Annotated in this window: 22 protein-coding genes; 9 read left to right on the top strand and 13 right to left on the bottom strand. The window is 63.0% G+C overall.

The features are described from left to right. Window positions 1–89 precede the first annotated feature (89 nt). Both AC3ANQ_RS11795 and AC3ANQ_RS11800 read right to left on the bottom strand, forming a co-directional pair. On the bottom strand, window positions 90–755 hold the full coding sequence (locus AC3ANQ_RS11795; protein ID WP_488305213.1) for a response regulator transcription factor: 666 nt from the start codon (window positions 753–755) through the stop codon (window positions 90–92). Next, window positions 752–2,197, bottom strand: coding sequence for a sensor histidine kinase (locus tag AC3ANQ_RS11800; protein WP_488305214.1), 1,446 nt, complete (start codon window positions 2,195–2,197; stop codon window positions 752–754). The genes AC3ANQ_RS11795 and AC3ANQ_RS11800 overlap by 4 nt, the downstream gene beginning before the upstream one ends. A gap of 455 nt (window positions 2,198–2,652) precedes the next feature. Between AC3ANQ_RS11800 and AC3ANQ_RS11805 the strand changes: the two genes are divergently transcribed. From AC3ANQ_RS11805 to AC3ANQ_RS11840, 8 genes are all read left to right on the top strand, one after another. Beyond that, a complete protein-coding gene (locus AC3ANQ_RS11805) occupies window positions 2,653–3,867 on the top strand; it encodes a glycosyltransferase family protein (protein WP_488305215.1) in 1,215 nt (404 codons plus the stop codon). Then, window positions 3,854–5,074: a glycosyltransferase gene (locus tag AC3ANQ_RS11810; protein WP_488305216.1), complete on the top strand. Its 1,221-nt coding sequence runs from the start codon at window positions 3,854–3,856 to the stop codon at window positions 5,072–5,074. The genes AC3ANQ_RS11805 and AC3ANQ_RS11810 overlap by 14 nt, the downstream gene beginning before the upstream one ends. A 38-nt stretch (window positions 5,075–5,112) precedes the next feature. Then, window positions 5,113–6,249 carry a glycosyltransferase family 4 protein gene (locus tag AC3ANQ_RS11815; protein ID WP_488305217.1) on the top strand — a complete coding sequence of 379 codons (1,137 nt, stop codon included), beginning with the start codon at window positions 5,113–5,115 and terminating at the stop codon, window positions 6,247–6,249. 107 nt (window positions 6,250–6,356) lie between these two features. Continuing rightward, a complete protein-coding gene (locus AC3ANQ_RS11820) occupies window positions 6,357–8,129 on the top strand; it encodes an ABC transporter ATP-binding protein (RefSeq protein ID WP_488305218.1) in 1,773 nt (590 codons plus the stop codon). Next, window positions 8,126–9,400, top strand: coding sequence for a phosphotransferase family protein (locus AC3ANQ_RS11825; protein ID WP_488305219.1), 1,275 nt, complete (start codon window positions 8,126–8,128; stop codon window positions 9,398–9,400). The genes AC3ANQ_RS11820 and AC3ANQ_RS11825 overlap by 4 nt, the downstream gene beginning before the upstream one ends. Then, entirely contained in the window at window positions 9,397–10,536 is a 1,140-nt protein-coding gene (locus AC3ANQ_RS11830) for a phosphotransferase (RefSeq protein ID WP_488305220.1), read from the top strand. The genes AC3ANQ_RS11825 and AC3ANQ_RS11830 overlap by 4 nt, the downstream gene beginning before the upstream one ends. After that, a complete protein-coding gene (locus AC3ANQ_RS11835; protein ID WP_488305221.1) occupies window positions 10,533–11,627 on the top strand; it encodes a phosphotransferase in 1,095 nt (364 codons plus the stop codon). Before AC3ANQ_RS11830 ends, AC3ANQ_RS11835 begins: the two co-directional genes overlap by 4 nt. 69 nt (window positions 11,628–11,696) lie before the next feature. Further along, window positions 11,697–13,142: a UDP-glucose dehydrogenase family protein gene (locus AC3ANQ_RS11840; RefSeq protein ID WP_488305222.1), complete on the top strand. Its 1,446-nt coding sequence runs from the start codon at window positions 11,697–11,699 to the stop codon at window positions 13,140–13,142. Here AC3ANQ_RS11840 and AC3ANQ_RS11845 read toward each other — a convergent pair. Further along, window positions 13,131–14,150 carry an alkaline phosphatase family protein gene (locus tag AC3ANQ_RS11845; protein WP_488305223.1) on the bottom strand — a complete coding sequence of 340 codons (1,020 nt, stop codon included), beginning with the start codon at window positions 14,148–14,150 and terminating at the stop codon, window positions 13,131–13,133. The genes AC3ANQ_RS11840 and AC3ANQ_RS11845 overlap by 12 nt on opposite strands. 319 nt (window positions 14,151–14,469) lie before the next feature. Here AC3ANQ_RS11845 and AC3ANQ_RS11850 point away from each other — a divergent pair, with 319 nt between their 5' ends. After that, window positions 14,470–15,375: a glutamate ABC transporter substrate-binding protein gene (locus tag AC3ANQ_RS11850; RefSeq protein WP_488305224.1), complete on the top strand. Its 906-nt coding sequence runs from the start codon at window positions 14,470–14,472 to the stop codon at window positions 15,373–15,375. Between the two features lie 92 nt (window positions 15,376–15,467). Here the strand turns inward: AC3ANQ_RS11850 and nusB are convergent, their stop codons facing one another. The 10 genes from nusB to alaS form a co-directional block, all read right to left on the bottom strand. Further along, window positions 15,468–15,878, bottom strand: coding sequence for a transcription antitermination factor NusB (gene nusB, locus AC3ANQ_RS11855; RefSeq protein ID WP_184735037.1), 411 nt, complete (start codon window positions 15,876–15,878; stop codon window positions 15,468–15,470). Further along, entirely contained in the window at window positions 15,878–16,441 is a 564-nt protein-coding gene (gene efp, locus AC3ANQ_RS11860) for an elongation factor P (protein ID WP_488305225.1), read from the bottom strand. The genes nusB and efp overlap by 1 nt, the downstream gene beginning before the upstream one ends. Before the next feature lie 192 nt (window positions 16,442–16,633). Then, the gene (locus AC3ANQ_RS11865; RefSeq protein WP_488305226.1) at window positions 16,634–17,155 is read right to left on the bottom strand and encodes a tetratricopeptide repeat protein; all 522 of its coding nucleotides are present in this window, start codon (window positions 17,153–17,155) and stop codon (window positions 16,634–16,636) included. Continuing rightward, window positions 17,152–18,243: a 3-dehydroquinate synthase gene (gene aroB / locus AC3ANQ_RS11870; protein ID WP_488305227.1), complete on the bottom strand. Its 1,092-nt coding sequence runs from the start codon at window positions 18,241–18,243 to the stop codon at window positions 17,152–17,154. Before aroB ends, AC3ANQ_RS11865 begins: the two co-directional genes overlap by 4 nt. Next, window positions 18,240–18,806 (bottom strand): shikimate kinase, encoded by a 567-nt coding sequence (locus tag AC3ANQ_RS11875; protein ID WP_488305228.1) that lies wholly within the window; start codon window positions 18,804–18,806, stop codon window positions 18,240–18,242. Before AC3ANQ_RS11875 ends, aroB begins: the two co-directional genes overlap by 4 nt. Next, window positions 18,806–20,005, bottom strand: a complete 1,200-nt coding sequence (gene aroC / locus AC3ANQ_RS11880; protein ID WP_488305229.1) for a chorismate synthase — start codon at window positions 20,003–20,005, stop codon at window positions 18,806–18,808. The genes AC3ANQ_RS11875 and aroC overlap by 1 nt, the downstream gene beginning before the upstream one ends. 26 nt (window positions 20,006–20,031) lie before the next feature. Next, window positions 20,032–20,898 carry a shikimate dehydrogenase gene (locus AC3ANQ_RS11885; RefSeq protein WP_488305230.1) on the bottom strand — a complete coding sequence of 289 codons (867 nt, stop codon included), beginning with the start codon at window positions 20,896–20,898 and terminating at the stop codon, window positions 20,032–20,034. Further along, the gene (gene mltG / locus AC3ANQ_RS11890; RefSeq protein WP_488305231.1) at window positions 20,895–22,616 is read right to left on the bottom strand and encodes an endolytic transglycosylase MltG; all 1,722 of its coding nucleotides are present in this window, start codon (window positions 22,614–22,616) and stop codon (window positions 20,895–20,897) included. Before mltG ends, AC3ANQ_RS11885 begins: the two co-directional genes overlap by 4 nt. Continuing rightward, window positions 22,613–23,203, bottom strand: coding sequence for a Holliday junction resolvase RuvX (ruvX, locus tag AC3ANQ_RS11895; RefSeq protein ID WP_488305232.1), 591 nt, complete (start codon window positions 23,201–23,203; stop codon window positions 22,613–22,615). Before ruvX ends, mltG begins: the two co-directional genes overlap by 4 nt. Window positions 23,204–23,205: 2 nt before the next feature. Continuing rightward, window positions 23,206–25,884 carry an alanine--tRNA ligase gene (gene alaS, locus AC3ANQ_RS11900; RefSeq protein ID WP_488305233.1) on the bottom strand — a complete coding sequence of 893 codons (2,679 nt, stop codon included), beginning with the start codon at window positions 25,882–25,884 and terminating at the stop codon, window positions 23,206–23,208. Window positions 25,885–25,990 lie beyond the last annotated feature (106 nt).

Consider the following 25,990-nt stretch of genomic DNA (forward strand, 5'->3'; position numbering starts at 1 on the left):
CGCGCCCCGGATCCTCGCGACGCGTTTTGGGTTACACCGGTCCGGGTACGGGCGCTTCCGGGCCGATGCGGTCCGGACCTATGCAGAAGTCAGATTTCCACCAGCCGGTACCCCGTGCCCCGGACCGTGGCGAGGCGGTCCGCGCCTAGCTTCTTTCGTAGGTACAACACGTAGACGTCCACCACGTTGGACGTTCCGTCAAAGTCATACCCCCAGACGCGGCTGAGCAATTGTTCCCGGGACAGCACCTGTCCAGGATGGCGCATGAAGGTTTCCGCCAACGCAAACTCGCGGGAAGACAGCTCAATTTCCTTGCCGTTCAATTTTGCATTCCGGGAGTGCAGGTCCAGTTCAAGGAGACCACATTTCAGTATGTGGTCCAACGTGCCGGGCAGCGGATTGCGGAGTCGGATCCGTATCCGGGCAAGCAGTTCCTCGAATCGGAAAGGCTTGGCCAGATAGTCATCCGCCCCGCCGTCGAGGCCTGCAACGGTGTCGTGAACCGATGTCCGGGCCGTAACCATAATCACTGGAAGACGGACTTTCGTCTCACGCAGCAATCCCAGAACGGTAAATCCGTCCAGGCGGGGCAGTCCGGCGTCGAGAATCAACAAATCAAATTGGCCCGACGTGGCGTAGTCCAGAGCCGTGATCCCGTCGGCCACCACGGACGGTGTGTGTCCGGCGGCGCGGAGGCCCTTCTCCATGAACGTGGAGATCCGCGCTTCGTCCTCGGCTATCAAGATCCGGCTCATGATGCGGCCGCCTCGCTCATCAAGGGAATGTGCAACGTAAATGTAGATCCTTGGCCTGGGGCCGAATTCACCGTGACCCGGCCCGAATGCGCCTCGGCGATTGCCGTGACAATCGCAAGCCCGAGACCGGCCCCCGCCTCGCCCCGACCGGTTTCGACCCTGCCGAACCGCTCAAAAATCCGCTCCTGGTCCCGGACCTCGATGCCTATGCCGGTATCGCGGACCCAAACGGCCAGGGTCCCGGGACCGGACACCCCGCCTTCGCTGACCAATCCGGGTTCAACCCTGCAACCCAACGCTATTGTGGCTTCATCATCGGTGTACTTGACGGCGTTTGCCGCGAGTTGGACGAGCGCTTGGGTCAGGCGCTGCGGGTCGGCATTCACCACGGCATCGCACAGTTCATCCACTTGCCATTGCCTGTTGGCGAGCACGCGGATCTTTTCCATGACCTCGTCAGTGAAGCGGGCTACGTTCAGTTCCTCCCTCCTGACGAACTCCGGACGCTGCGCATTGGCCAGCAAAAGGAGATCATCCACCAACCTTTGCATCCGGGAGAGTTCATCGAGTAGGAGCGCCCGCGTCTCGGCGACGTCCGACGGGTCGTCATCCGACATCAGTTCCAGGTGACCACGCAGGATGGTCAAGGGCGTGCGAAGTTCATGCCCGACGTCGTCGATGAACCGGTGTTGTTCTTGGGCGCCCGCATCGAGCCGTTCAAGCATCAGATTGAACTTGTGAGCCAATTGGGAAACGTCGTCAGCCCGCGACCGCTCGTCCACGCGCTGGCTTAGGTCGTCGTGGCTGACTACTTCGGTTGCTTCGCGCATCCGGCGCAGGGGACGGAGAAGGCGCCCGGAGAAAACGGTGCCGATCAGACCAGTCGCGAGCAACGCCCCGCCGGAAACCATCGTGTAGGTCCGGATCGAGGAAAGAATTCTCTCCTCCTGGTCCGACGTATCCCTGCCAATCAGGAAAAATGACTGGCTTCCACCAGCGCCAAGGCTCACCGGCCGGATCGTCAGCCGCATCCGGTCCTTGTCCGCGCCCAGGCTTCCGACGACGGTGCGCGCCGGATCCGCCATGTTGAGGACCGGGCCGTAGAGGGACTCCGGAAGCACAGGGTCGTCCGGGTTGCCCTCGACTTTCCAATCCAGCTTCCCGTCGACGAATGCCGCTATCACTTCGTGCCTGCCGGGATCGATTTCGTGCGCCGCCGACCGGAGCCGGGAGATGGACGGCGCGCCCGCTCCTGATGATCCGGCGAGGGCAATTTTTTCCACATTCTGTGCTTTGTCGGAAAGGCTTTGATCAACACGGTTATTCAGTTCCGTGAAGGACACCACGAACGTCACGACTCCAGTCAGGACCAGGCTGGCAAGCATCATGAGGAGCATCATGGCCAACACGAGGAAACGGACCGACCGCACCCTTGACTGCACGCCCTTCCAAGCGTTTCCGGCAGCGACACGAAGGCGGGTACTTGACGGAGCCGCGGAGTCCGTACCGCGCCACCATATGCCGCGCACGCGCGAAACTCGAGGCACTGGCCCACCCCATTTTTCACCAACAGCATCGATCAACACCCGCACACCGTCCTTTTGGGAAGGTGCGGGACCCGATCTGGTATGCAGCCAGCCGCAGCACTGGCCTACCGAAGCGATGTTAGTCAACCAAGCATGGTGCCGCACGAGTAGTGACTACCTGTTAATTCGGCCTTCTTCCGTTGAGTCTCCGACGCGGCATGGAGGCCTTGATCACCCGCAGTGAGCCGTATTGCGGACGTTCATGAGAAACCCCTCATGTTGGCCACATCCCCCCCTCATGTCCGGTCGCGACAATAGGTATCTCACTTTCACCTCGGCCCTGGGAAAATGACTGACTACGGAGGCTCACCGTGGAACCGCTACGGATTGTCTTGTATTCGCACGACTCGCTAGGACTTGGCCACGTCCGCCGAAATCTCGCCTTGGCCCACGCGCTGACCACCGAGTTGCCTACCCTCATCGGACGGGAAGTTACAGGTGTGCTGATCTCCGGTACGGCCGTCGCCCCGGGATTTGCCGTTCCGGCGGGCTGGGACTGGGTTCTGCTGCCAGGAGTGGATAAGGGTCCGGCGGGCTACAAGCCCCGGAATTTGGCCTTGACCATGACCGAACTGGTGTCGCTGCGTGCCGCGGTGTTGTCCGGGGTCTTGGCCGGCTTCAGGCCCGATCTTATCGTGGTGGATCGACACGCCACTGGAATCCACGGGGAACTCGAAAGTGCGCTACGCGAAGCACGTTCTGCCGGGCGGGTGAGAATCGTCCTGGGACTGCGGGAAATCCTCGACGCCCCCGTCCCGGCAATGGCCGAATGGGCCCGGCTTGGAGGTCCCAGCGTGATCAAGGGGATTTTCGACGCGATTTGGATCTACGGTGATCCGTCGATTCACGATCCTGTGGCGGCCGGCGAAATCCCCTTCTCACTCCGCCGCCTGATTCAATTCACGGGATATCTCGCCCAGGGACGACCTACGGGATCTGCGACGACGTGCATGCGTGGGCCATACTGTTTAACCACCGTTGGCGGCGGTTCCGATGGTCATCAATTGGCCCTTATCGCAGCCGCCACTCCCCTGCCTCCGGGCTTGGGACATCTCATAGTCACCGGCCCGCAGATGCCGGCCAAGCAGGTCCTGGACATACGTCATCGGGCTAACCCAGGCACAAAAGTCCTCACCACGGTCGACGACGTCATCCACCACATGCGGCACGCCGCAGCCGTGATCTCGATGGGCGGGTACAACAGCGTCTGCGAAATCATGAGCACCGATGTTCCGGCGCTGATCGTCCCGCGCACTTTGGCGCGCGCCGAACAGAGGATCAGGGCGCACTCGCTAGCCCGTGCCGGTTTTGTAGACGTTCATGAAATCAGTAGCCTCACCCCGGACATTCTCCATGACTGGTTGCTCAGGAGGGCAGGGACCGTCATTGACCGGAGTGGTATCCGCTTGGACGGTTTGTCCTGCCTTCCCCGGCTTGCCGCGGCCCTGTTCGATCCGGTAGCCGAGCGGATCGACCTCCGCCCGGCGAAGAAGATGAAAGCCGAGGTAGGCAATGTCGCAATCTGAACCGGAAACGGCCTATGTTCTCAAGATGTATCCACGTTTCTCCGAGACGTTCATCGTCTCCGAGATTCTGGCACGGGAGGCCGCCGGAGAAAGGATCAGCATCTTTTCGTTGCGGCCACCCACGGGCCCCCGCTTCCACCCGGAACTTGCCAGGGTCCAAGCACCCGTAAGCTACATCGATCGCCCCCACAAGTCCGAGGATCTCTGGGACATTTTTCGAAGTGCCCAGAAAGCGGGGATCAGCCACGCAGTGGCCGGGGCCTTCAACGAATTGACGGCGACGGACCCGGACGACGCGGCCCAGGCACTCCAACTCGCCATCACCTTGCAGCAGCGCAACATTGGGCATTTACACGCCCACTTTGGTTCGATTGCCGCCAATGTGGCGAGGCTTGCTTCATTGTTGACCCGGGTCCCCTACTCGTTCACCGCCCACGCGGCGGACATCTTCCGGGAATCGGACGACGGCGAGCACCTGCGGATCAAGCTGGAACAGGCCCACCACGCAATAACGATCAGCCAATACAATCTCAGCTACTTGCGGCGCCGCTTCCCCGGGGCAACGGACCGCCTGCATCTGGTACGCAATGGCTTGGAACTGGAGCGCTTCCCTTACGAGGAACCACGTCCCGTAGGTGAGATCGTCCGGATCGCCGCGGTCGGAAGGCTAGTGGAAAAGAAGGGCTTCGAATATCTGCTGGCTGCTGCCGCCGAGCTTTTGGAACAGGGCTTCCGACTGGAGGTGAGGATCGCCGGAGACGGACAACTCGCCGACGACCTTCAACGGAGCATCGACCACCGCAATCTCCGCGCTACGGTCCGCCTTCTGGGAGCCCAGACCCAGGATCAGGTCAGATCCCTCCTAAGATCCGCCGACGTGTTGGTCGCACCCTGCATCATCGGCCACGACGGAAACGTGGATGGGCTGCCCACCGTCCTCCTCGAGGCAATGGCCATCGGTGTGCCGTGCATCGGCACCGATTTAACGGGAATCCCGGAGGTCATCAGGGACCGCCAGACAGGGATCCTGGTTCCCCCAGGCAATTGGCGCCGGCTGGCCGAGGCCATACGCGAGATCTGCGGACCTGGAATTGACCGTCCTGCCCTCACGCGAAACGCACGCAGGCTCATCGAACAGAACTACGATTCCAGGCAGCAGGCAGTAGAGCTTCGGGCGCTGTCAATGGCTCGGAAGCAGGTTGCCTGATGCACGTGGCATACGTTTGCGCTGACGAAGGCGTGCCGGTGTTTGGCACCAAAGGATCGTCTGTCCATGTCCAGGAAATCGTACGCGCCTGGCGCAAGAAGGGGGCGACGGTAACGCTCTACTGCACCCGACTTGGCACTGATCGTCCAGACGATCTGGCCGATCTCGACGTCGTCGAAGTTGCCGCCGGGTGCGCCGAAGGGCCTGCGCGCGAGCTGGCCCTGGAAGACGCGGCATTCGCTCTCGCCGCCAGGATCCTTCACGAAGGCTGCGAACTGGTCTACGAACGCTATTCGCTATTCAGCCCGGTGGTGTCTGTCGTGGCCAGCGTCCTCGGCGTCCCGGCCGTACTCGAAGTCAATGCCCCTCTCATTGAAGAACAAGCGCGGTACCGGCAACTCTTTGACGTGGAGCGGGCCGAAAGTGCCCTTCTACGCAACGCGCGGGCGGCGGACGTCGTGGCCTGCGTTTCAGCGCCCGTGGTCCGCTGGGTCCAGGGCAGGGCACCTTCCGCCAGGACTGTGCTGGCTCCGAACGGCGTCAACGTCGAACGAATAGCCGCCCGTACGGGCGGACGCCACCACGCCGGCCACCTCACGGTTGCGTTTGTCGGGACTTTGAAACCCTGGCACGGGGTTCCCGAGCTGTTTCAGGCCGTCGCACTGGCCAACATGCGCGAGGCCCGCAGCCCGAGCGGACCGAACCGCTGGGCCGTGAAAGTCATAGGCGATGGTCCAGTCCGGACCACACTTGAAGAGTTGGCAACCTCGCTGGGCTTGGAAGCGGATTTTACCGGCGCCGTCGCACCCGGGTCCGTGCCAGGGCTCCTTCACGAGTGCGATGTGGCCGCAGCTCCCTACCCCGTTGAGGAGCCCGGTCGCGATGACTATTTTTCGCCGTTGAAAGTCTATGAATACATGGCCGCCGGAATGCCCATCGTGGCAACCTCGGTGGGACAGATCCCGTCCATTCTTGACCATGGACGCACCGGACTGCTGGTTCCGGCCGGCGATCCCGCAGCATTCGCCGCTGCCCTGGGCGTCCTTGCCGCTGATCCTGGCTTGCGGGATCGTCTGGGAACCCAGGCCCGTGAGCAGGCTGAATTGCGCTTCAGCTGGGACGGCGTGCTCTCGCGCATCACTGCGGCGTTGCCAGCCCCGCGAAAGGTGGCATGATCATGACCACGACGCCCAAGCATCGGCGTCCACGACCTGGAATGCAGCCCGTGCGCCCCCCGCGCAGTGGCAAGGCCGAATCCGGCCTGCGACGGACGTTGCGGTGCGTGCGTCCGCATCTTCACGGCCACCGGCTCCTGATGGTCGGAGGGTTCACCGCCTTGGCGGCGGACGTCCTTTTCCGCCTGATTGAACCATGGCCCGTGAAACTGGTCATCGACGCCGTCTCTCGTTCCCTCGGCGCGACTCTGCGCAGACCGGGCCCCAGCATGAACGCCAGTCTTGAAACTCTTTTGCTATGCGGTGGTGCGATCGTGGTCATCGCCATCGTGCGTGCCATCGCCAACTACTGGTCCGCCATATCGTTCGCCCTTGTCGGCTCAAGGATTGCCGCGGATCTTCGAGCCGAGACCTTCCGCCACGTCCAGAGCCTGTCCATGCGCCACCATACCCGTGCCTCGACCGGCGACACCGTCCAACGCCTTGTTGGAGATGTCTCCCGTCTTCAGGAAGTCGCCGTCACCGCCGGGTTGCCGCTGCTGGGCAACGTGGCCACGCTCGTCTCCATGACGATCATCCTGCTGTGGCTCGACCCGCCATTGGCACTGGTCGTCTTTTTAGCGACCGGCGTCTTTGGGCTCCTTTCGCGGAAAAGCTCCGGACCCATCACGGCTGCCGCCGGCAACTCCCGAAAAGGTGAAGGAACCCTCGCCACGACGGCCGCCCAGACGCTCGGCGCGATCCGCGAAGTCCAGGCCTACGGACTTGAGGACACGATCAGCGCAGGTTTCCGGTCCAGCAACCAGGCAACGCTGGGAACAGGGGTTGCCGCCCTCAGGCTCGCCGCCAGTCTTGAGCGTCGGACCGATGTTCTAATCGGCCTGGCAACGGCAGTCGTATTGGCCGGAGGCGGATGGCGGGCATTGGACCACTCAATAACGCCGGGAGATCTGATCGTCTTCCTCACGTATTTGAAGACAGGGATGAAACCGTTGAAGGACCTGGCCAAGCAGACCGGCAGAATCGCTCGCGCCACGGCCTCCGGCGAGAGGGTCGCGGACCTCCTCGATGCGCAAACCGATCTTCCCGAGGCGCCCAACGCCCGCGTACTGAAGAGCAGGAACCCGGACATCGCCTTCGAAAACGTCTTCGCCGGTCACGGCGAAGGCACAACGGTACTGCACGGGATCAATCTAACGATTCCTGCCGGGGAGCACCTCGCCATCCTCGGACCATCCGGCGCCGGCAAATCCACCCTTGCCAGCCTTGTCCTTCGCATGATCGACCCGAGCACCGGCACAGTCAGGGTGGGAGGCACGGACGTCAAGGACCTCCAGATCGCGTCCGTACGCTCCCACGTGTCCATCCTGCTGCAGGACTCGGTCCTGTTCGGAACCACCGTGCGGGACAACATCCGGTTCGGCCGCCTCGACGCCACCGACGACGAAATCGAACGGGCAGCTGCCCTCGCCCAAGCCGATGGCTTCATCCGCGAGCTCCCCGATGGTTACGACACCATTCTGGGCGATGCTGCGAAGGATCTTTCCGGCGGGCAGCGTCAACGCCTCGCGATTGCCAGGGCCATCCTCAGACAGGCACCCATCGTCATCCTGGATGAAGCCACCGCCGGGCTGGACCCTGCCTCCCGCGAATCGATCCTGAATGCCCTTGAAGCCCTCACCCGCGGTAGGACGTCAATCACCATCACTCACGACGCACACTCCGCGCGCAACTGCGATCGGGTCATCTGGCTCGAGGACGGTCGCATCATCGAAGAGGGCAAGCCGGCCGATCTGCTGAAGGGCCCGGAGAGCCGTTTCGCTACATGGGTTGAACAGCAACGAAACACGCGGCCGGAAAAGTTGGAGGTGACGGCATGAACATGACAGCGCTAAACCGGCCAGGCGCCGACCAATCCCTCGCACTGCGTGACAGCGCCCTTCCTTGCTTAGCCGATCTGCTCGACAATCACCGGCTGTCAGAGTTGTTGGGAGAGCCGGTACGGATCACAAGGGTCAGATACAAGCCGGGGACGTCCGTGCTGGCCGCCTTTCGCCTTACCCGCAACGGCCACCCTGACTACGGCTGGGCGATGACCCGAACCGCGGCCGGCAATTCCAAACTCCGGCGGCGGGAAAGCTATTCCAGCACCCACGGCGGGGATATCCGCCTCCTGCAGCCGGACGGTGGAAAACCGGACGCACTTGTCGCCGTCGGCGGATTCGAAGACGACTGGGCACTCACGGGAAACCTGCGCTGGCTCCGGGACCACGGCTTGGAACGGCTTGGGGCCCTCCCCCGAACAGGAGGCAGGCTGGTGAGCGGTCCGGCAAGCATAGTTCGCTACAAGCCCGAACGGCGCCTGGTCCTCGTGGATCACTCCCCCGCTGGCTCCATCGTCATCAAAGCCGCCGCCGAGTCATTCAACAACGCAAGGCAACAGCATTTTTGGCAATGGCTGCATCGGCACGGGGTGCCAGTCCTTCCGTGGCTCGGAGACGTGGGGTGTGCAGATCACGGCATCAGCGCCAGTCCCTTCTGGGGCGCCGGGGATCTTGGGTCAGTTGACGACGACGGCGGGTCCCGCCACGCGGGCGAGGCGCTGGCCAGGCTCCACAACGCTCCGGGGTACGCGGGCAGCCACCCCGCCGATCCACAGCCGAGCCTCCTCGGCCAGCTCATGGCCACCACATCGATGATCACCACGCTTCTGCCCATACTCGAAGAACCCGCCATGAAACTCGCTGCCAGGCTGAGCTATCAGCTGCGAGTTCAAACAAGCCACCGACACCACACTCTGCTCCACGGCGATTTCTCTCCGGACCAGGTCCTCGTCGCCGATCAGGACGTGCGGATCATCGATTTTGACCGGGCCCACTGCGGCGTGCCGGAAGTAGACATCGGTTCGTTCGCCGCCGTCGAAGAAATCAATACCCGGGCGCCGGGTGCAGAGACGGCGGGTGGTTCGAAAACGGCGCACTTGATCGAAGGATACCTCGAGGCCGGGGGCAGGTTCTCGCGGGCAAATATCAACGCGTGGGCGGCATTCAGGCTGTTCACCGGCAGTGTCGACCCGTTCCGGGACCGAGCCGCCGACTGGGCCGCCGACGCGGCGTGGCAGATCGACCGGGCATTGGAGTTGACCAGATGAATTGGCAGCCTCCCATCCCGACGGACGCAGTGGACGATTCCGGTACGCGTTGGCACACTGTCCGGGCCTGGCCGGATAAAGCCCCTGGAGACTATCTCCTTGAAGTCCTGACGCCGGGACGCAAGGGCGTCCGGGCCGCCCACATGCGGCGCGGCCACTTTGAACTGGTGCCTCGGAACGATCCCGGACTGCCGGCCTTGCTGGTGGAGGCTCGCCGAGGGGAAGTCATCTCCCATCGGCCCCACAAGCGGGCGGTCATCCGGGCCAAGGGGCGGTACATCAAGGTATTCCGGCCCGGCCGGGCCGTCGTGTCGGCAGAACGGTGTGAACAAATGGGCGTCCTCCTGCTCGCTGACAGTTTCGTTGCGCCCAGGATCATCCACGGTTCCACGGACGTCATGGTTTTCGGTTCAATCCCCGGACGGACCCTCCGCGAACTTGGTGAGGACTCCGAGGTCAACGACGAAACGTTCGCGGGCATATGGGCGCAATGGTCGCGGGCATGGGTATCCCAAGTCATCGGGGTGCATGGCGGGGCGAGGCATGACCTCGTTGCCGCCTTGCCGCTCCATCCGCCGGAGAAGGAAGCGTCCGATCTCTTGCTCTGGGTGAACCGCTGGGTGCACCACAACCAAAACTCCCCTGAGACGTGGCCCGAACGTGACGTCCTACGCGCCAGGGCGAATCAAGTGACCGAAGACCTCCTGCGGTCAACACCGGATCCGCTGGTCTGGGCACATGGAGACCTTCACGACAAGCAAGTCATCTGCACCAACGGAGAATCCCCGCTCGGATTGCTGGACTTCGACGCTGCGGCCCAGGCTGAGGCGGCCCGGGATCTTGCCAATCTTGACGTCCACCTGAACCTTCGGCTCCAACTGCGCTTGTTGACTCCTGAACGTTACCTGGTAGCCCACACACAGGTACTGGCCGCCTCGAAAGACCTGCACGTGAGTCCGGTCCGGTTTCACGCCTATGCGGAGGCCACTCGTACCCGCTTAGCCTGTCTTTACTCCTTCCGCCCGGGGCTTGGATCCGTGGTGTCCGGTCTTCTTGAAGAGCAGGCAGCGCAAAGGCCATTCTCCGAATTCAACACTCCGGGCAGTTCCGGGGCGGCTCGGGAGATGATCATGTGAACTGGCACCCTCCGGTGCCGGCTAAGGTCAGCGACGGCGCAGGCGTTACATGGCAAATCCGCAGGGCATGGCCCGGATCGTTGGCCGGCGAGTTCGTCCTCGAAGTACGCGACCCAGTTCGGCCCGGAGTACGGGCCGCCCACTTCCGGCAAGGGAATTTCGATCCTGTGCCCCGCGATGATCCGCTGATTCCATCCCTCGCGCGGGAAGCTGCGAAGGGCAATGTCATCGTCCACCGTGCCCACAAACGCGCCGTCATCCATGCCGGTGACGAGTACGTCAAAGTATTCCGGCCAGGCCGGGCTGTGGATGCCGCGAGCAAGCATCGCATCGCAGCCTCCCTTCTGGCCTGCAGCTCGTTAACTACCCCGCGAATCCTCGAGGCCGGTACCGATGTCATGGTCTTCAGCAGCCTTGGCGGCCGCCCCTACTACGAACTCGGACAGGACCACGCCACTGTCACAGACGCATCTTTTGATGCCGCCTGGGCGCGATGGGCACAGGCTTGGGCCACAACCGCATCGATCGCCAAAAGCGTTGACTTCCACGACAGCCTCGACAGCCTGCCGACCCACCCGGCGGAGACAGAGGTGGCCAATCTCCAACGCTGGATAAATCTTTGGCTACGGCACAGCCAGGGGGTTCCGGAAGCCGCCACAGCACGATCTGCCTTGCTTGCGCGCGCGGAGGCGGCCATCAACGGGCTTAGCGGCTCGCCCGCCGATCCACTCGGATGGGCGCATGGCGACTTGCATGACAAACAGATATTCGGGTCCGACGACAGCGGCGGGCCGGGGCTCTTGGACTTCGACGAGGGCTGCCGTGCCGAGGCCGCCCTGGACCTCGCGAACCTCGACGTCCACGTGGAACTGCGGCTCCGCCAAAAGCTCCTGACAACGCGACGGTATGTCATCGCCCACCGCCACATTGTGGCTACCGCCGAGCAACTACACGTCAGCCCGGAACGATTCGCCGCCTATGCGGCTTGCACCAGGCTTCGCCTCGCGTGCCTGTATTCCTTCCGCCCGCCGTGGGGAGCCGATGCCACGAAATACCTGAGCGAACGGACCACGCTTGAGAGAGCGCGCTAGGACGGGACGCCTCAGCGTCAGAGCCACCACCGAATCAGACGTCAAGCCACAGACACGAAGGAGACACTTATGGAAACCATCGGCACCCAGCCGCAGGCTGGTGTTCTCGTGCCCCCGACGCGGGCCTCGAACCTTACCGTGTCCGTCATCGGCACCGGCTATCTCGGTGCAACCCACGCAGTCTGCATGGCCATCCTGGGCCACGACGTCATCGGAATAGACGTGGACGACAGCAAGATCGAGGCTCTCTCCCGAGGTCTGCTACCGTTCTTCGAACCCGGGCTGAGCGAACTCCTTTGCCAGGCCCTGGCAACCGGACGGCTGAAGTTCACCACCGATTTCTCCGCAGCGGGGCCAGCGGACCTTCATTTCATCTGTGTCGGCACACCACAGTCCCCCGACTCAGACGCCGCTGATCTGCACTTCGTGCACGCTGCTGTTCGCCGGCTTACCCAACATCTGGGCCGGAGGTGCTTGATCGTCGGTAAGTCCACGGTGCCTATCGGCACGGCGGCACGGCTGGCGTCCCTGGTACGTTCGTTGTCGCCCGGAGGCAACGCGGTGGAACTTGCTTGGAACCCGGAATTCCTGCGGGAGGGGCACGCCGTCGAAGACACGCTCAGACCCAACCGCCTTGTCTTCGGAACTGCCAGTGACTGGGCCCTCGCGCAGCTGTCCAATTGCTACCTGCCCCTGATTGAGACCGGCACCCCCGTGGTTGCCACCGACATGGCAACCGCGGAACTCGTCAAAGCCGCTGCGAACTCATTCCTCGCCACAAAAATCTCCTACATCAACGCAATGGCGGAAATCTGCGAGGCCACCGGCGCCGATGTCAATCACCTGGCGGACGCGCTCGCCTACGACACCCGGATCGGCGGGCAGTTCCTCAAACCCGGATTGGGTTTCGGCGGTGGGTGCCTGCCCAAGGACATCAGGGCTTTCGCCTACCGGGCGCGTGAATTGGGCGTCGGACAGGCCGTGAGCTTCTTGCACGAAGTCGACCATATCAATCGACGACGCAGGCAGCGGACCGTCGACCTCATATCCGATCTCGCTTACGGAAACCTCGACGACGTCAAAGTCACCGTGCTCGGCGCGGCATTCAAACCGGACTCCGACGACATCCGCGACGCCCCTGCCCTGGACGTCGCACGGATGCTTTACGCAGCCGGCGCCCAGGTCACTGTCTTCGACCCCCAAGCAATGGACAACGCCCGGAGGAAGTACCCCGAGCTAAGCTACGCAGCGAGCCTCGAAGAAGCGGTGACCGGCGCGGAGGTCGTGGCGCTCCTCACCGAATGGGCGATCTTCCGAGAAGCCGACCCCGTCAGGCTCGGCCAACTCGTTGCTCGGCGAAATATCGTCGACGGAAGGCACGTCCTTGACCCAAACGCCTACCGGGCAGCAGGATGGGACTACCGTGCGCTGGGCGTGCCTTCTCCCTTGAACTCCCTTACCCTCCTGCCGGCCACAATCCCCGGCCTCGTTCATGACACCGCATCAGTTCAATAGATCGTCCATGACAGGTGCGCCCTTGTCGTTGTCGGTCAACGGCGCGAGTCCCCAGGAAGCTTCGATCGTGTGCAAAAGGGAGTAGTGGCCATACGCGGCCCCGGACTGGTAGCCCTTCTTTGCGGCCGGTCCGGCGAAAATCGCCCCTACCGCATTGCTTTCGTCGCTGCCTTCATCCCACGTGATCACCAAGAGGGACTTCTGCGTCACGAACGCGGGCGAAGCAAGGATCCGGGGAACCTGCTCTGCAAGCCACGCATCGCCGGTCTCCACCGGGCAGTCGTGCATGTCATTGCATAGGTTCGGACTGATGAAAACATAGTTCGGAAGGGTGGAAGCGGAGGCCAGATCCGCGGTGAACCGCGTGAAGGGCACCACATGCGCCGCGCAATTGTTCCTGTCGCTGGTGACGCCGGGGTAGTACATGAAAGGATTGTGCCGCACTGCGTATTTGCCCGAATTGCTGGCCGCACAAGGAGCCGGCATGCCCTCGGCGTACATTTTCCAGCTCCGGCCCGATTGCTCAATCCGGTCGACGATGCTGGGGACGGCCGCCGTGCAGTTACCACCCGGACTGCAGTCGTCCGCTATTCCGGCGGTGGTGCCGCTCGTGAGGGCGAGGTAATTGGGCAAGCTCGGATGGGCGAGGGCCTGATAGTTGTTGGCCAGGGCCGATTCGGCGGCAAGCTTGTTGATGTAGGGAGCAGCAGCCTTGCCGAGGATGTCCGAGGCGGGTTTGTTCTCCTCAACGATAATGACGACGTGATCGAAACCACCGGCGCCGGCAGCGACGGTGTTCGATTGCGAGGGAGCCGGCGCTGACGGCGAGACTGATCGACCGACGTCAGGAACTGACGGCGAGGCTGATCGACCGACGTCGGGAACTGACGGCGAGGCTGATTCCGAACCCGAGGGGCCGGCTGGGGGACCTTGGGGCTGGCATCCGGTCGTCAGCACCAGCGTGAGAAGACCCACGACCACAAGACGGTGCCCGCTCTTGGCTCGCATCCCCTGATGATATGCGCGGTGTGGGAATCCGGCTATACCCGAGATACCCGTTCGATCGATGACGCTGGGCGCCCTGACCCGAATCGTTCCAAGTGGTTACCCCATTGGAGCGGGCCGGAGCGGCCCTCAAACGAGTGGCTGGCACTCAGGCTAGAAGCGGTTCAGCGGCCGTATTCTCACAGAATGGGGGCCGTTGAGGTCGGCAAAGCATCACAGAGGATGCGTCTGGGACCTGGCTGAAGTCGAGTTTCGCCACCGTCAACGAGAGGGCCTCGCCAATGCGGCACATCGTTGTTCATGCACATCATAAGGGAGCATCATGATGGCAATCTTTGCACGCACGCGGTTGAGGGTGGCTGGGATCTGCGCGGCGTTGGCCCTGGCCCTCAGCGCTTGCGGCAGCACTGGATCCGCGACGGGTACAGCGCCTGCCAGCCCTGCGCCCACGGCGATCACTGTCGCGAAAGATGTTGCCCTGACTGGCAGCCCGACATTTGACAAGATCAGGTCCACCGGCAAGGTCCGAATCGGCGTCAAGCAGGATCAGCCGGGCCTGGGTTTCAAAGACGCAACGACCGGTGAATACAGCGGTTTCGACATTGAGATCGCCACGTGGATCGCCGCATCGCTGGGTTACGACAAAGACAAGATCGAGTTCACGCCGATTCTCTCGGGTACCCGTGAATCCGCTATCGCCAGCGGAGCCATTGACTACTATGTGGGCAGTTACCCGATCACAGACCACCGCAAGAAGCTGATCGACTTCGCCGGCCCCTACCTGGTCACAGGCCAGGGCCTGATGGTGAGGAAGGACAACGCATCCATAGGCAGCGAAAAGGACCTTGCGGAGAAGAACGTTTGCTCCGCCACCGGGGTGGACTCGATAAAGTACATCCAGGCCAACTTCCCAGCCGCCCGGACAACTGAGCTTGACACTTACGCCAAATGCGTCGAGTCGCTCAAGGCCGGGCAGGTGGACGCAGTTACTACCGACCAAGCAGTCCTGATGGGCTACACCGCCCAGGACCCGGACCATTTCAAGGTGGTCGGCCAGCCGTTCACTACCGAAAAGTATGGCGTGGGCATTCCCAAGGGCGACAAGGCCCTGCGGACATTCATCGGAAATATGCTCACTGATGGCGGCGCCATCTGGAAGAAGATCTACAACGACACGCTCGGTAAGTCGGGGACAACAGGTGAGCAGCCCAAAGTCGACCAGTACTGAGGATCCGGGGCATCGTGAATCGCCCTGGCCCGGCAATACAAAACCCCGGCTGGAATCCCAGCCGGGGTTTTGGCGACTACTACAGTCCCTGCCTAGGCGAGCAGGGAAGGCTTCAGCTTCTGCAAACGCCCCAGGAGGCCGTTGATGAACGCAGGCGATTCATCGGTGGACATGACCTTGGCCAGCGCAACTGCCTCGCTGACCGCCACTCCGTCCGGGACGTCATCGTTGTAGAGGAGTTCCCAAGCGCCGATACGCAGAATGATGCGGTCAACCGCGGGCATGCGCTCAAGGGTCCAGCCCTGGGCGTAGGTCTGCAGGAATTCATCGATGGTCGGCTGCATGGCAACCACGCCCTCCACGATGTCGGTCGTGTACGGGTTGACTACGAGGTCGGTCATTTCCCGGCGGGCCTTCAAGACCTCGAAAGCGGAGGCGGAACGCTGCTCCGCCTCGAACAGTACTTCGAGGGCCCTGTTGCGGGCCTTACCACGGGCACTCACTAGTCGTTGACCCGGCCCAGGTAGCTGCCATCGCGGGTGTCGACCTTGACCTTGGTGTTGTTCTCAACGAACAGGGGCACCTGGATCTCATAGCCGGTTTCAAGGGTGGCCGGCTTGGTTCCAGCGGAGGAGCGGTCGCCCTGCAGGCCCGGCTCGGTGTAGGTGATTTCGAGGACGACGCTCGGCGGCAGCTCGATGTAGAGCGGAATGCCTTCGTGGATGGCGATGTTGACCATCTGGTTTTCCAGCATGAAGTTGGTGGCGTCGCCTACCGTGGCACCGGAAACCGTGATCTGGTCGAAGTCCTGGGTGTCCATGAACACGAAGTCCGCGCCGTCCTGGTACAGGTACTGGTAGTCGCGGCGGTCAACGGTGGCGGTTTCGATCTTGAGGCCGGCGTTGAAGGTCTTGTCTACCACCTTGCCAGACATGACGTTGCGCATCTTGGTGCGCACGAACGCGCCGCCCTTGCCCGGCTTGACGTGCTGGAACTCAATGATGTTCCAGAGCTGGCCCTCGAGCTTCAGCACGGTACCGTTCTTGATGTCATTTGTGGTTGCCACTAGTATCCTCTGGTTTCTCTCACTGGTTCTAGCTACGCCTTCTGGCTTCCAGCCGACTATGCCAAGCAGGCATGCCTTGACGGCCGCCAGCGCGTATTTATCAAAAATCCAAAGACCATTCTACCGGCAAATTGCGCAGCGCCTGCCGCGCCCCCTGTTCAACAGGCAAACGGGTCCAGGAGGCGCCCCCGTTCAGGAGGCAAACTCGAGGACGTTACGGGCACGCTGCAAGGCGACAGCGGAGGAGTAAATCAGGGAAGCATCGGCTGCCAAGGCAACGCGCAGGTCCAGGGCCTTGGTGAACGATTCCGCCGCGGCGACGGGGTTTCCGGCCACAAAATGGGCCCGCCCCAAATATTGGTGGACGATCGGTTCCTTGGTTGTTCCCTGGAATTCTCCGAGCAATTGGCGGAAGAGCTCCACGGCGCGGTCGAAGCGGTTGGTGGCACGGTGCAGTTCAGCCTCGAAGATCCTGAGTTTGAAGGACTCGGGATCCTTGTAGCGGGCCTCGGCCAGCAGCTCGGCGGCTTCGCCGGGGTGGCCTTCGAGCATGAGCGCCATGATGCGGTCGGCGGGATCGGTGGACTCAACCAACGCGGTCCGCATGGCTTCCTCGTTGACGATATGTGGCAGGAGCGTGTCCGGGTTGGTGCGCACTCCAGGGAACCCGCCGGTAGGCCAATCACTGACACTGCTGAAAGTTTCAGTAGTCATGATGCGATCTCCTGGTAGGCAGCGAAAAGCAGCGAGGTGTCGGGAACGTCGAGGATTCCGGGCTTTGCGACGCCGTCGAGCACCACGAATCGCAAGAGGTCGCCGCGGGACTTCTTGTCGCGGCGCATGCCATCAAGCAGGCCCTGCCAGCGGTCCCGGCGGTAGGTGACCGGCAGCCCGAGCCCCTCGAGGATCGTGCGGTGCCGGTCGGCGTCGACGTCGGATAGCCGCCCGACGCTGCGGGCGAGTTCGGCGGCGAACATCATGCCGACCGAGACTGCCGCGCCATGACGCCATGAGTAGCGTTCCACGAGTTCGATCGCGTGGCCCAGGGTGTGGCCGTAGTTGAGGATCTCGCGCAGGCCGGATTCCTTCAGGTCTTCGGAAACCACTTTCGCTTTGACCGAAATGGCACGCTCGATGAGCTCGCGTAGCACCGCCGAGCCCGGATCTGTGACTTCCTCAGGCTTGTTTTCGACGAGGTCCAGGATGGCGGGATCTGCAATGAAGCCGCACTTGATGACCTCGGCCATTCCGGAAATCAGCTCGTTCTTCGGCAGCGTCTGGAGCGTGTCCAGGTCAGCCAGGACTGCAGCGGGCGGGTGGAAGGATCCCACAAGGTTCTTGCCCTCCGCTGTGTTGATGCCGGTCTTGCCACCCACAGACGCATCCACCATACCGAGGAGGCTCGTGGGCATGTGGATGACCTTGACACCGCGCAACCAGGTTGCCGCGACAAATCCGGCGAGGTCGGTGACAGCGCCGCCGCCTACCGCAACGATCGCATCGGAACGGGTGAAGTCGTTCTGGCCAAGTACCTGCCAGCAGAAGGCCGCAACCTGGATGTGCTTGCCCTCTTCGGCGTCGGGTATCTCAGCCGTGACGGCGGTGAATCCCGCCGCCTCGAGCTCCGCGCGCACGGTGTCGCCCGTAAGTCGCAGGGCGCGCGGGTGAACCACAAGCACACGCTTGACGCGCTCCCCCAGCTTCGCGGGAAGGGTCGCCAAGAGGCCGCGCCCGACGACGACGTCGTAGTTTTCGTTCGCGGACTGGCCGGTGACCTTGATGACAGTTGCTTCGTTGCTCACTTTTGCACTTTCTCTTTCAAGGCCGCGTATTCACGCAGTCTTTCCTCCACGTGGAGGGCGATTTCCGCCACGGTTCCGGACCGTACATCGACGGTGACGTCTGCCAAGCGTTCATAGACGGGACGCCTGGCAGCAAACAGGGCTTCCCAACGCGCCATGGCGTCGCCCGCCAAGAGCGGCCGGCCAGTGTTGCGGGCGATGCGCTCGGCGACTGTCTCCGCATCGCATTCGAGATAGACCACAGTGCAATCGCCCAGGAGCTGTTGGGTGCCGGAATCCAGCACCGCGCCGCCGCCAAGTGAAACAATCCCGCCGCTGATGTTCGCGGCTTCGACAGCACGCGCGACAGTCCTGGCCTCGATCTCCCGGAAGGCATGCTCTCCGCGACCAGCGAAAATATCCGCGATGGTCCCGTGGTGCTCAACAATGACGACGTCCGTGTCCACAAACGGCACGCCCAATTGCTGGGCGAGCTGGTGGCCTATGACTGACTTACCGACGGCCATCGGTCCAACTAACGCAATCGCAGGCCCGTGACCGGCGCCCGAGGTACTGCGGACCACTAGTGGCCGACCGAGTCCAGGTTTGCCGGAATGCTGTCCAGGTAACCCCGAAGGTTTCGTGCGGTTTCAGCGACCGAGTCACCGCCGAACTTCTCAGCGACAGCTTCGGCCAGAACCAGGGCGACCATGGCCTCGGCGACCACGCCTGCAGCCGGGACGGCACAGACATCGGAGCGCTGGTGGTGGGCCTTGGCGGCCTCTCCGGTGCTCACGTCAATGGTCTTTAGTGCGCGGGGGACGGTGGCGATGGGCTTCATGGCGGCGCGGACTCGAAGGACTTCGCCGATGCTCATGCCGCCTTCGATGCCACCTGCCCGGTTGGTCTTCCGCACGATGCGGCCGGCCTCGTCCTTGACGATTTCGTCGTGCGCAGCGGAGCCCCGGCGGGCAGCAGTGAGGAAGCCATCGCCCACTTCAACGCCCTTGATGGCCTGGATGCCCATAAGGGCCGCAGCCAGGCGGGAGTCGAGGCGACGGTCCCAGTGCACGTAGCTGCCGAGTCCCGGCGGAAGGCCGTAGGCCAGCACCTCGACAACACCGCCTAGGGTCTCACCTTCCTTGTGTGCTGCGTCGACCTCGGCCACCATGGCGTCCGAGGTCTCACGGTCGAAGCAACGCAAGGGGTCGGCGTCGAGGGCCAGGACGTCGGACGGCACAGGCAGCGGCCGACCCTCCGGAACAGTGACGCTCGCGATGGAAACCGTGTGGCTGACGAGTTCGATGCCGAGCTGCTTCAGGAATTGGGAAGCGACTGTGCCAAGGGCAACGCGAGTGGCGGTTTCCCGTGCACTGGCGCGCTCAAGGACAGGGCGCGCTTCGGGGAAGCCGTACTTCTGCATGCCCGTGAAGTCTGCGTGGCCGGGCCGGGGACGGGTCAGGGGTGCGTTGCGGGCTTGCTCGGCAAGAAGGGCGGGATCCACCGGGTCTGCAGACATGATCTGCTCCCATTTGGGCCATTCGGTATTGCCGATCTGGATGGCGACGGGTCCGCCCTGCGTGACGCCGTGCCTGACGCCGCCAAGGATGTTCACTTCGTCCTGCTCGAACTTCATCCGGGCGCCTCGACCATAGCCGAGGCGGCGGCGCGCCAAGGCGTCGCGGATTTCCTCGCTGGTGAGTTCCACACCGGCGGGGACGCCTTCAACAATTCCGAGCAATGCCGGGCCATGGGATTCACCGGCAGTCAACCAACGCAACATATAACCAATCCTGCCATGTAAGGCCCCTAGTAGACCCGCCGGGGTAGCCCGACTGAGTCGCACATCACATCTATGACATCGGCGGTGACGTCAGCGCCGGAAAACAAACGGATTTGCTCCACAGCTTGGTAGAGCAGCATTTCCAGACCGGGTACCACCACGCCGCCCCTCGAATGCCATACTTCGGCAATCCGGCTGGGCCATGGATCGTAGGCTACATCCAGCAGCACACCCCAGACGCCGTCAGGAAGCTTGCCGGGGAGCCCGTCAAGCTGCGTGGCGATGCCGTCCGCCGCCCGCGGCGGAAGGGTGGAAATCACCAGGTCGGCTCCGGCCATGCCTTCAGCCGCCTCGGCCATCGGCCGGAGTTGAACGGCGAGTCCGACGGCGGCAGCGGCGGCTTTCGCTTCGGTTGCCCGTCCGGCGTCGCGCACGTAGACGTCAACATGTTTTGAACCCAGCTCGTGGACCGCCGCGATGGCCGCCGCGGACGTTCCGCCACCGCCAAGAATCGCGGAATTCGGCCGCTCCTTGACCCCGGCATTCTTGACGGCGTCAACGATGCCAGCCACATCCGTGTTGTGGCCAATCCGCCGCACACCGTGCTCAGTGGCTTCAAACGCGACTGTGTTGATGACGCCCAGGTGGGCGCCGGCCCCACGGACCTCGTCGACTTCGGCCACCATGGCGGTCTTGAGGGGCATGGTGACGGACAGGCCGCACCAATTGTCCCTGGCTTCAAGGGCCGCCATGAAGGCCGGCAGCCGCTCAACGGTCACGTCGATGGCTGAGTAGTCGATGTCGAGCCCAAGCTTCGCGTAGGCCGCGCGGTGGAGAGCCGGTGACTTCGAGTGACTGATGGGGTGCCCCAGGACGGCAGCACGCCTACTCACACGCACCGTCCCGCGTTGGCGGCACACCATGCGTTGTACTGCTCAACGTACTTGCTGTGTTCCGCCAACGTGCTGGAGAACTTCGTCTCCTTGGTATCGAGGTTGATGGTCACCCAATAGAGGTAATTGTTGGCTGTTGGCTTCGCAGCAGCGTCGATTGCCGTCTTGCCGGGCGAGCCGATCGGGCCAACCGGCAGGCCCACGTTGGCATAGGTGTTGTACGGGTTGCTCTTGTCAGCCTTCTGGGCATCGGTCAAGTGGAAGGTCTTGGTACCGAGGCCGTAGGTGACAGTGGCGTCCGACTGGATGAGCCCATTCGTCTCCGTATTGCCTGGCTTGAGCCTGTTGTAGATGGCACCCGCTACGTTTCCATAGTCAGCCTGGCCACCTTCAGCCTGCACAATGCTGGCGACAGTGATTGCCTGGTACTGCTTAGTTGGATCGGTAACGCCCTGCGCCTTGAGCTCATCGGTGGTCCCAGTGACGAGCTTCTGGAGGATGTCCTTGGCCGGGGTCCCAAGCGGGAAACGGTACTCCCCCGGTGCCAGGAAGCCTTCCAGGTTCTTTGCGGGGGCCGGGACGCCAAACTGGGCCGGCGAGTCGCTGAGGGCCTTCAACTCGGACACAGGGATACCTGACCCCTTGGAGATCGCATCGAGCGACTCCCCAATTCGAAGCCCCGCACTGAGCGCGAAGTACATCACCTTGGAGGCGTCCTTATTGAGGAGGACATTCACGGCATCGGAGTTCTTCATTTCGGTGCGGAACGTGAAATCGCCCGGCGAGAGTTCACCCCCGGCCGCCGTGAATGCGGCCAGGAACGTGTCTGCGTTGGCAATGACGTGCTGGTTCTGGAGGTTGGTCGCGACCAGTTTGGGTCCGGATCCCGGGGCAACCGTGACCGTGACGGAACCTGTGCCCGGGCCGGGGTAGTCACTGACCTTGTCCATGCCGAGCAACGGCTTCAGGAACTGAGCCCCGACCGCAACAGCGGCGACGAACACCGTGAGGGTCAGCAGGAGTGCGAGAAGGCGACGACGGCGCCGGACTTTCTTCGACCGAACCTTTGCCACCGGAGCCGCAGCCGGGATGAGTTCATGTGCATCGTGCTCGTCATGGACTTCGTAGTCGAAGTGGGGATCGTGGTGCTCATAACCTTCGTCATGTGCATGCGGTTCATGGAACTCGTCGCCGTGTGCGGCGTCGTAGATCGGAACGGCGTCGTAGTTCCCGGCATCGTGAAGAAGCGCGGCGTCAGGGTGCACAGTGTCTGGGTGCACAGTGTCAAGGTGCACAGTGTCCTGGTGAGGGACGTCAGGGAGGTCGGCGTCTTCGAGGACGGTGTCTTCGAGGACGGTGTCGTGGAGCGCTGCGTCTTCATGTGAAGATTCGTGTTGTTGCACGTCTTCCTCCGGTCGAACCACATCGGACTGCGGAGGAAAGTCCCCGGACGGCCCGGCTTCGCCGCGAATGCCGTCATCGTGGAGTTCAGGGGCGTGGGACTGCGTTTCAGGGGCCGCCGCCGCGTAGTGCGGAACATGCGCGGGCTGCGGCTCCGGTACGGCGACAGGTTCAAAGTAGACAGGCACAGGCGGTGGCAACACCTCCTGGTTCTGAGTCTCTAGGAAGCGTTCCCTGGCACGGATTTCACGACGAGTCAGCGGCCGGGTGCGGCCTTCCGATGCGTCGTTGGAGGGGTCGTTGTTGACCGGGCTCACAATTGTCTTCCCCTCGTTGGAGAGTGTGGATCAATGCCGGGGGCCGGCAGCGGCGCATTGGCACCGTCAATGTGTTGGGGTGGCGCCGGCGCTTGCACGCGCCTGCCCACATCTGCACCTCTGGCTTTTTGCATGTCGATCGCGTGCTGCAGAATTCCGGCAGCGGCAACCTGATCCACTACTTTACGATGATCCTTGCTGCTCATGCCAGCTTCATGGAGATTGCGGTGGGCCGTCACGGTACTGAGCCGCTCGTCCACCATGTTGACCGGAACGTCGAGCCCACGGCGCTGCAAGTGGGCTGCCAGTAACTCCGCGTAGTCGTTAGCCATGATCGCCGACGCGTGTTCCTCACCCTTCATCGTGCGTGGTAGCCCGACGAAGATCTGGACTACACCGAACTCCGCGACCTGCCGGACGATCACACCGATGTCGGAATTCTTCTTGGCGTCCCGGCTCACCGTCTTGAGCGGTGTGGCCAGGATCCCGTCCGGATCGCAGATAGCAACTCCCACACGGACGGTGCCGACGTCTACCCCCAGTTTGATTCCCCGGGGGTAGTCGTCGTTGCGCGCAATGGCTTCCAAGATCAGCGCTTGGCGATCGCGTCCACAACGGCCGCAAGGGCCGGTGCGATCTTCGCAGCGTCGGTTCCGCCGCCTTGAGCGACATCGTCCTTGCCGCCGCCACCGCCGCCGAGGATTCCTGCTGCCACCCGGACCAGGGCGCCTGCCTTCACGCCAGCGTCACGGGCGGCCTCGTTGGTGGCCACGATGATGACAGGACGATCGTTGCTGACACCTGCCACAGCCACGGTGGAAGCGTCGGAGCCGAGCCGGTTGCGCAGATCCATGGCGAGGCTGCGGAGGTCGTCCGCTCCCCCGACCTGGCCGGCGTCGTGCGCTACTACCCGGACGCCTGCGGCGTCTTGTGCCGTGGCAACGAGATTGGCCGCGGCCGCGATCAGCTGCTCCTTGCGGAGGCGGTCGAGTTCCTTCTCGGTGGCCCTGAGCTTGGCCAAGGTGCTGGAGATCCTGTCTGCCAGCTGGCTCGAAGGGACCTTGAGCATCTCAGTGAGCTCGGTGACCAAGGCACGTTCGGCAGCGAGGTGCCGGAAGGCGTCAAGGCCGACGAAGGCCTCCACGCGACGGTTTCCCGAACCGACGGACTGTTCGCCGAGGAGCGACAGGCTGCCAATGAGGGAGGTGTTGGCCACATGGGTGCCACCGCAAAGCTCGCGGGACCACGCGCCGTCGATCTCCACGACGCGGACTTCGCTGCCATAGTTCTCGCCGAAGAGGGCCATGGCGCCGAGGGCCTTCGCCTCGGCGAGGCCCATGACCTTGGTGTCCACCTGGAAGTTGTTGCGGATGGCGATGTTCGAGACCTCTTCGATCTCGGACTTCGTGGCGGCGCTCAATCCCTCGCCCCACGCGAAGTCGAAGCGCAGGTATCCGGCCTTGTTGAAAGAGCCCCGCTGGGTGGCCTCCGGGCCAAGGATTTGATGCAGGGCAGCGTGCACGATGTGGGTGCCTGTGTGGGCCTGCTCTGCTGCATGGCGGCGTTCGCGGTCGACGGCGGCGCGGACCAAGGCGTCTGAGGAGATCTCGCCTTCGCGGACGATCGCCTTGTGGACGCTCAGGCCCTTCACGGGGCGCTGGACGTCGAGAACCTCGACGACGAAGCCGTCGCCGGTGATGAGGCCCTTGTCGGCCGACTGGCCGCCGGCTTCGGCGTAGAACGGCGTCTCGTTGAGCACGAGTTCGATCTCGTCGCCCGTGGAAGCATGGGCGACACGCCGTCCCGAGCTGACGATGCCGCGGACACGGGCCTCGCCTTCCAACTCGGTGTAGCCGGTGAAGACGGTTTCCCCTTCGGCCAAGAGCTCCTGGAAGGCTGAGACGTCGGCATGTCCACCCTTCTTGGCCTTGGCATCTGCCTGGGCGCGCTGGCGCTGTTCCAGCATGAGGCTACGGAATTCGGCTTCGTCAACCTTCAAGCCGGCTTCCTCAGCCATTTCGAGGGTGAGATCGATCGGGAACCCGTAGGTGTCGTGCAAGGCGAAGGCGTCTTCGCCGGACAGCGGCTTGCCGGCAGCCTTGGAGAGCACCACGGCTTCTTCGAGGCGGGCGGTTCCGGAGGCGATGGTGCGCAGGAAGGCTTTTTCTTCGGCGTAGGCGATGCGACTGATGCGGTCGAAGTCGGTCTCCACAACTGGGTAGACGCCCTTCATGGCGTCGCGGGATGCCGGAAGCAGTTGCGGGAGGCAGGCCTCTTCGACTCCGAGGAGGCGCATGGCACGGACGGCCCGGCGGATGAGCCGACGCAAGACGTAGCCGCGGCCTTCGTTGGACGGCGACACGCCATCGGAGATCAGCATGAGGGCCGAACGGATGTGGTCGGCAACAACGCGCATCCGGACATCGTCCGTGTGATGCGGGTCGTCAGCGGACTCGGCAGAGGTGTAATCCTTGCCGGACAGCGCCGCGGCCTGGTCGATGACCGGACGGACCTGGTCCGTCTCGTACATGTTCTCGACGCCCTGCAGGATCATCGCGAGGCGCTCCATGCCGAGGCCGGTGTCGATGTTCTTCTTGGGGAGCTCGCCAGCGATGTCGAAGTCCACTTTCGAGCGGACGTTCTCGATCTGGTACTGCATGAAAACGAGGTTCCAGATTTCGACGTAGCGGTTTTCGTCCGCGATGGGACCGCCTTCGGCGCCGTAGGCCGGGCCGCGGTCGTAGTAAATTTCCGAGCACGGACCAGCGGGACCGGGCTGTCCGGTGGACCAGTAGTTGTCAGCCTTCCCCATCCTCTGGATGCGTGAGGCGGGGATGCCGGTGTTCTTCAGCCAGAGATCCTGGGCTTCGTCGTCTTCCTCGTAGACGGTCACCCAGAGACGCTCAACGTCAAGCCCATAGCCGCCGTCGTCGACGCTCTTGGTGAGCAGTTCGAAGGCGAACTTGATGGCGTCTTCTTTGAAGTAGTCCCCGAAGGAGAAGTTTCCGCACATCTGGAAGAACGTGCCGTGGCGGGCGGTCTTGCCCACTTCCTCGATGTCGCCGGTACGGATGCACTTCTGGACGCTCGTGGCGCGGTCGAAGGGCGGCTCCTCACGGGCGGTCAGGTAAGGAATGAAGGGAACCATGCCGGCCACGGTGAAGAGCAGGGAAGGGTCGCTGGATACGAGCGACGCTGAGGGGACGGCGGTATGGCCCTTGCTGACAAAAAAGTCCACCCAGCGTTTGGTGATCTCCTGCGACTTCATTAGCTGATTACTTACCCTTCTCAATTCACTGCACATGAGCTTGTGCGCGGCCTTGGCAGTTGCCATTGCCGCAGCTTCTAATTCTGCCTTGTTGACGGCCGCTTGG

This window comes from Arthrobacter sp. DMZ02-1R (genome assembly GCF_057747935.1).

Excerpts from the sequence above, each read along its gene's own strand:
- AC3ANQ_RS11795 (WP_488305213.1), bottom strand. The coding sequence starts at position 755 with ATGAGCCGGATCTTGATAGCCGAGGACGAAGCGCGGATCTCCACGTTC.
- AC3ANQ_RS11810 (WP_488305216.1), top strand. The coding sequence starts at position 3,854 with ATGTCGCAATCTGAACCGGAAACGGCCTATGTTCTCAAGATGTATCCA.
- AC3ANQ_RS11825 (WP_488305219.1), top strand. The coding sequence starts at position 8,126 with ATGAACATGACAGCGCTAAACCGGCCAGGCGCCGACCAATCCCTCGCA.
- AC3ANQ_RS11830 (WP_488305220.1), top strand. The coding sequence starts at position 9,397 with ATGAATTGGCAGCCTCCCATCCCGACGGACGCAGTGGACGATTCCGGT.
- AC3ANQ_RS11840 (WP_488305222.1), top strand. The coding sequence starts at position 11,697 with ATGGAAACCATCGGCACCCAGCCGCAGGCTGGTGTTCTCGTGCCCCCG.
- AC3ANQ_RS11845 (WP_488305223.1), bottom strand. The coding sequence starts at position 14,150 with ATGCGAGCCAAGAGCGGGCACCGTCTTGTGGTCGTGGGTCTTCTCACG.
- AC3ANQ_RS11850 (WP_488305224.1), top strand. The coding sequence starts at position 14,470 with ATGATGGCAATCTTTGCACGCACGCGGTTGAGGGTGGCTGGGATCTGC.
- AC3ANQ_RS11865 (WP_488305226.1), bottom strand. The coding sequence starts at position 17,155 with ATGACTACTGAAACTTTCAGCAGTGTCAGTGATTGGCCTACCGGCGGG.
- aroC (WP_488305229.1), bottom strand. The coding sequence starts at position 20,005 with ATGTTGCGTTGGTTGACTGCCGGTGAATCCCATGGCCCGGCATTGCTC.
- alaS (WP_488305233.1), bottom strand. The coding sequence starts at position 25,884 with ATGAAGTCGCAGGAGATCACCAAACGCTGGGTGGACTTTTTTGTCAGC.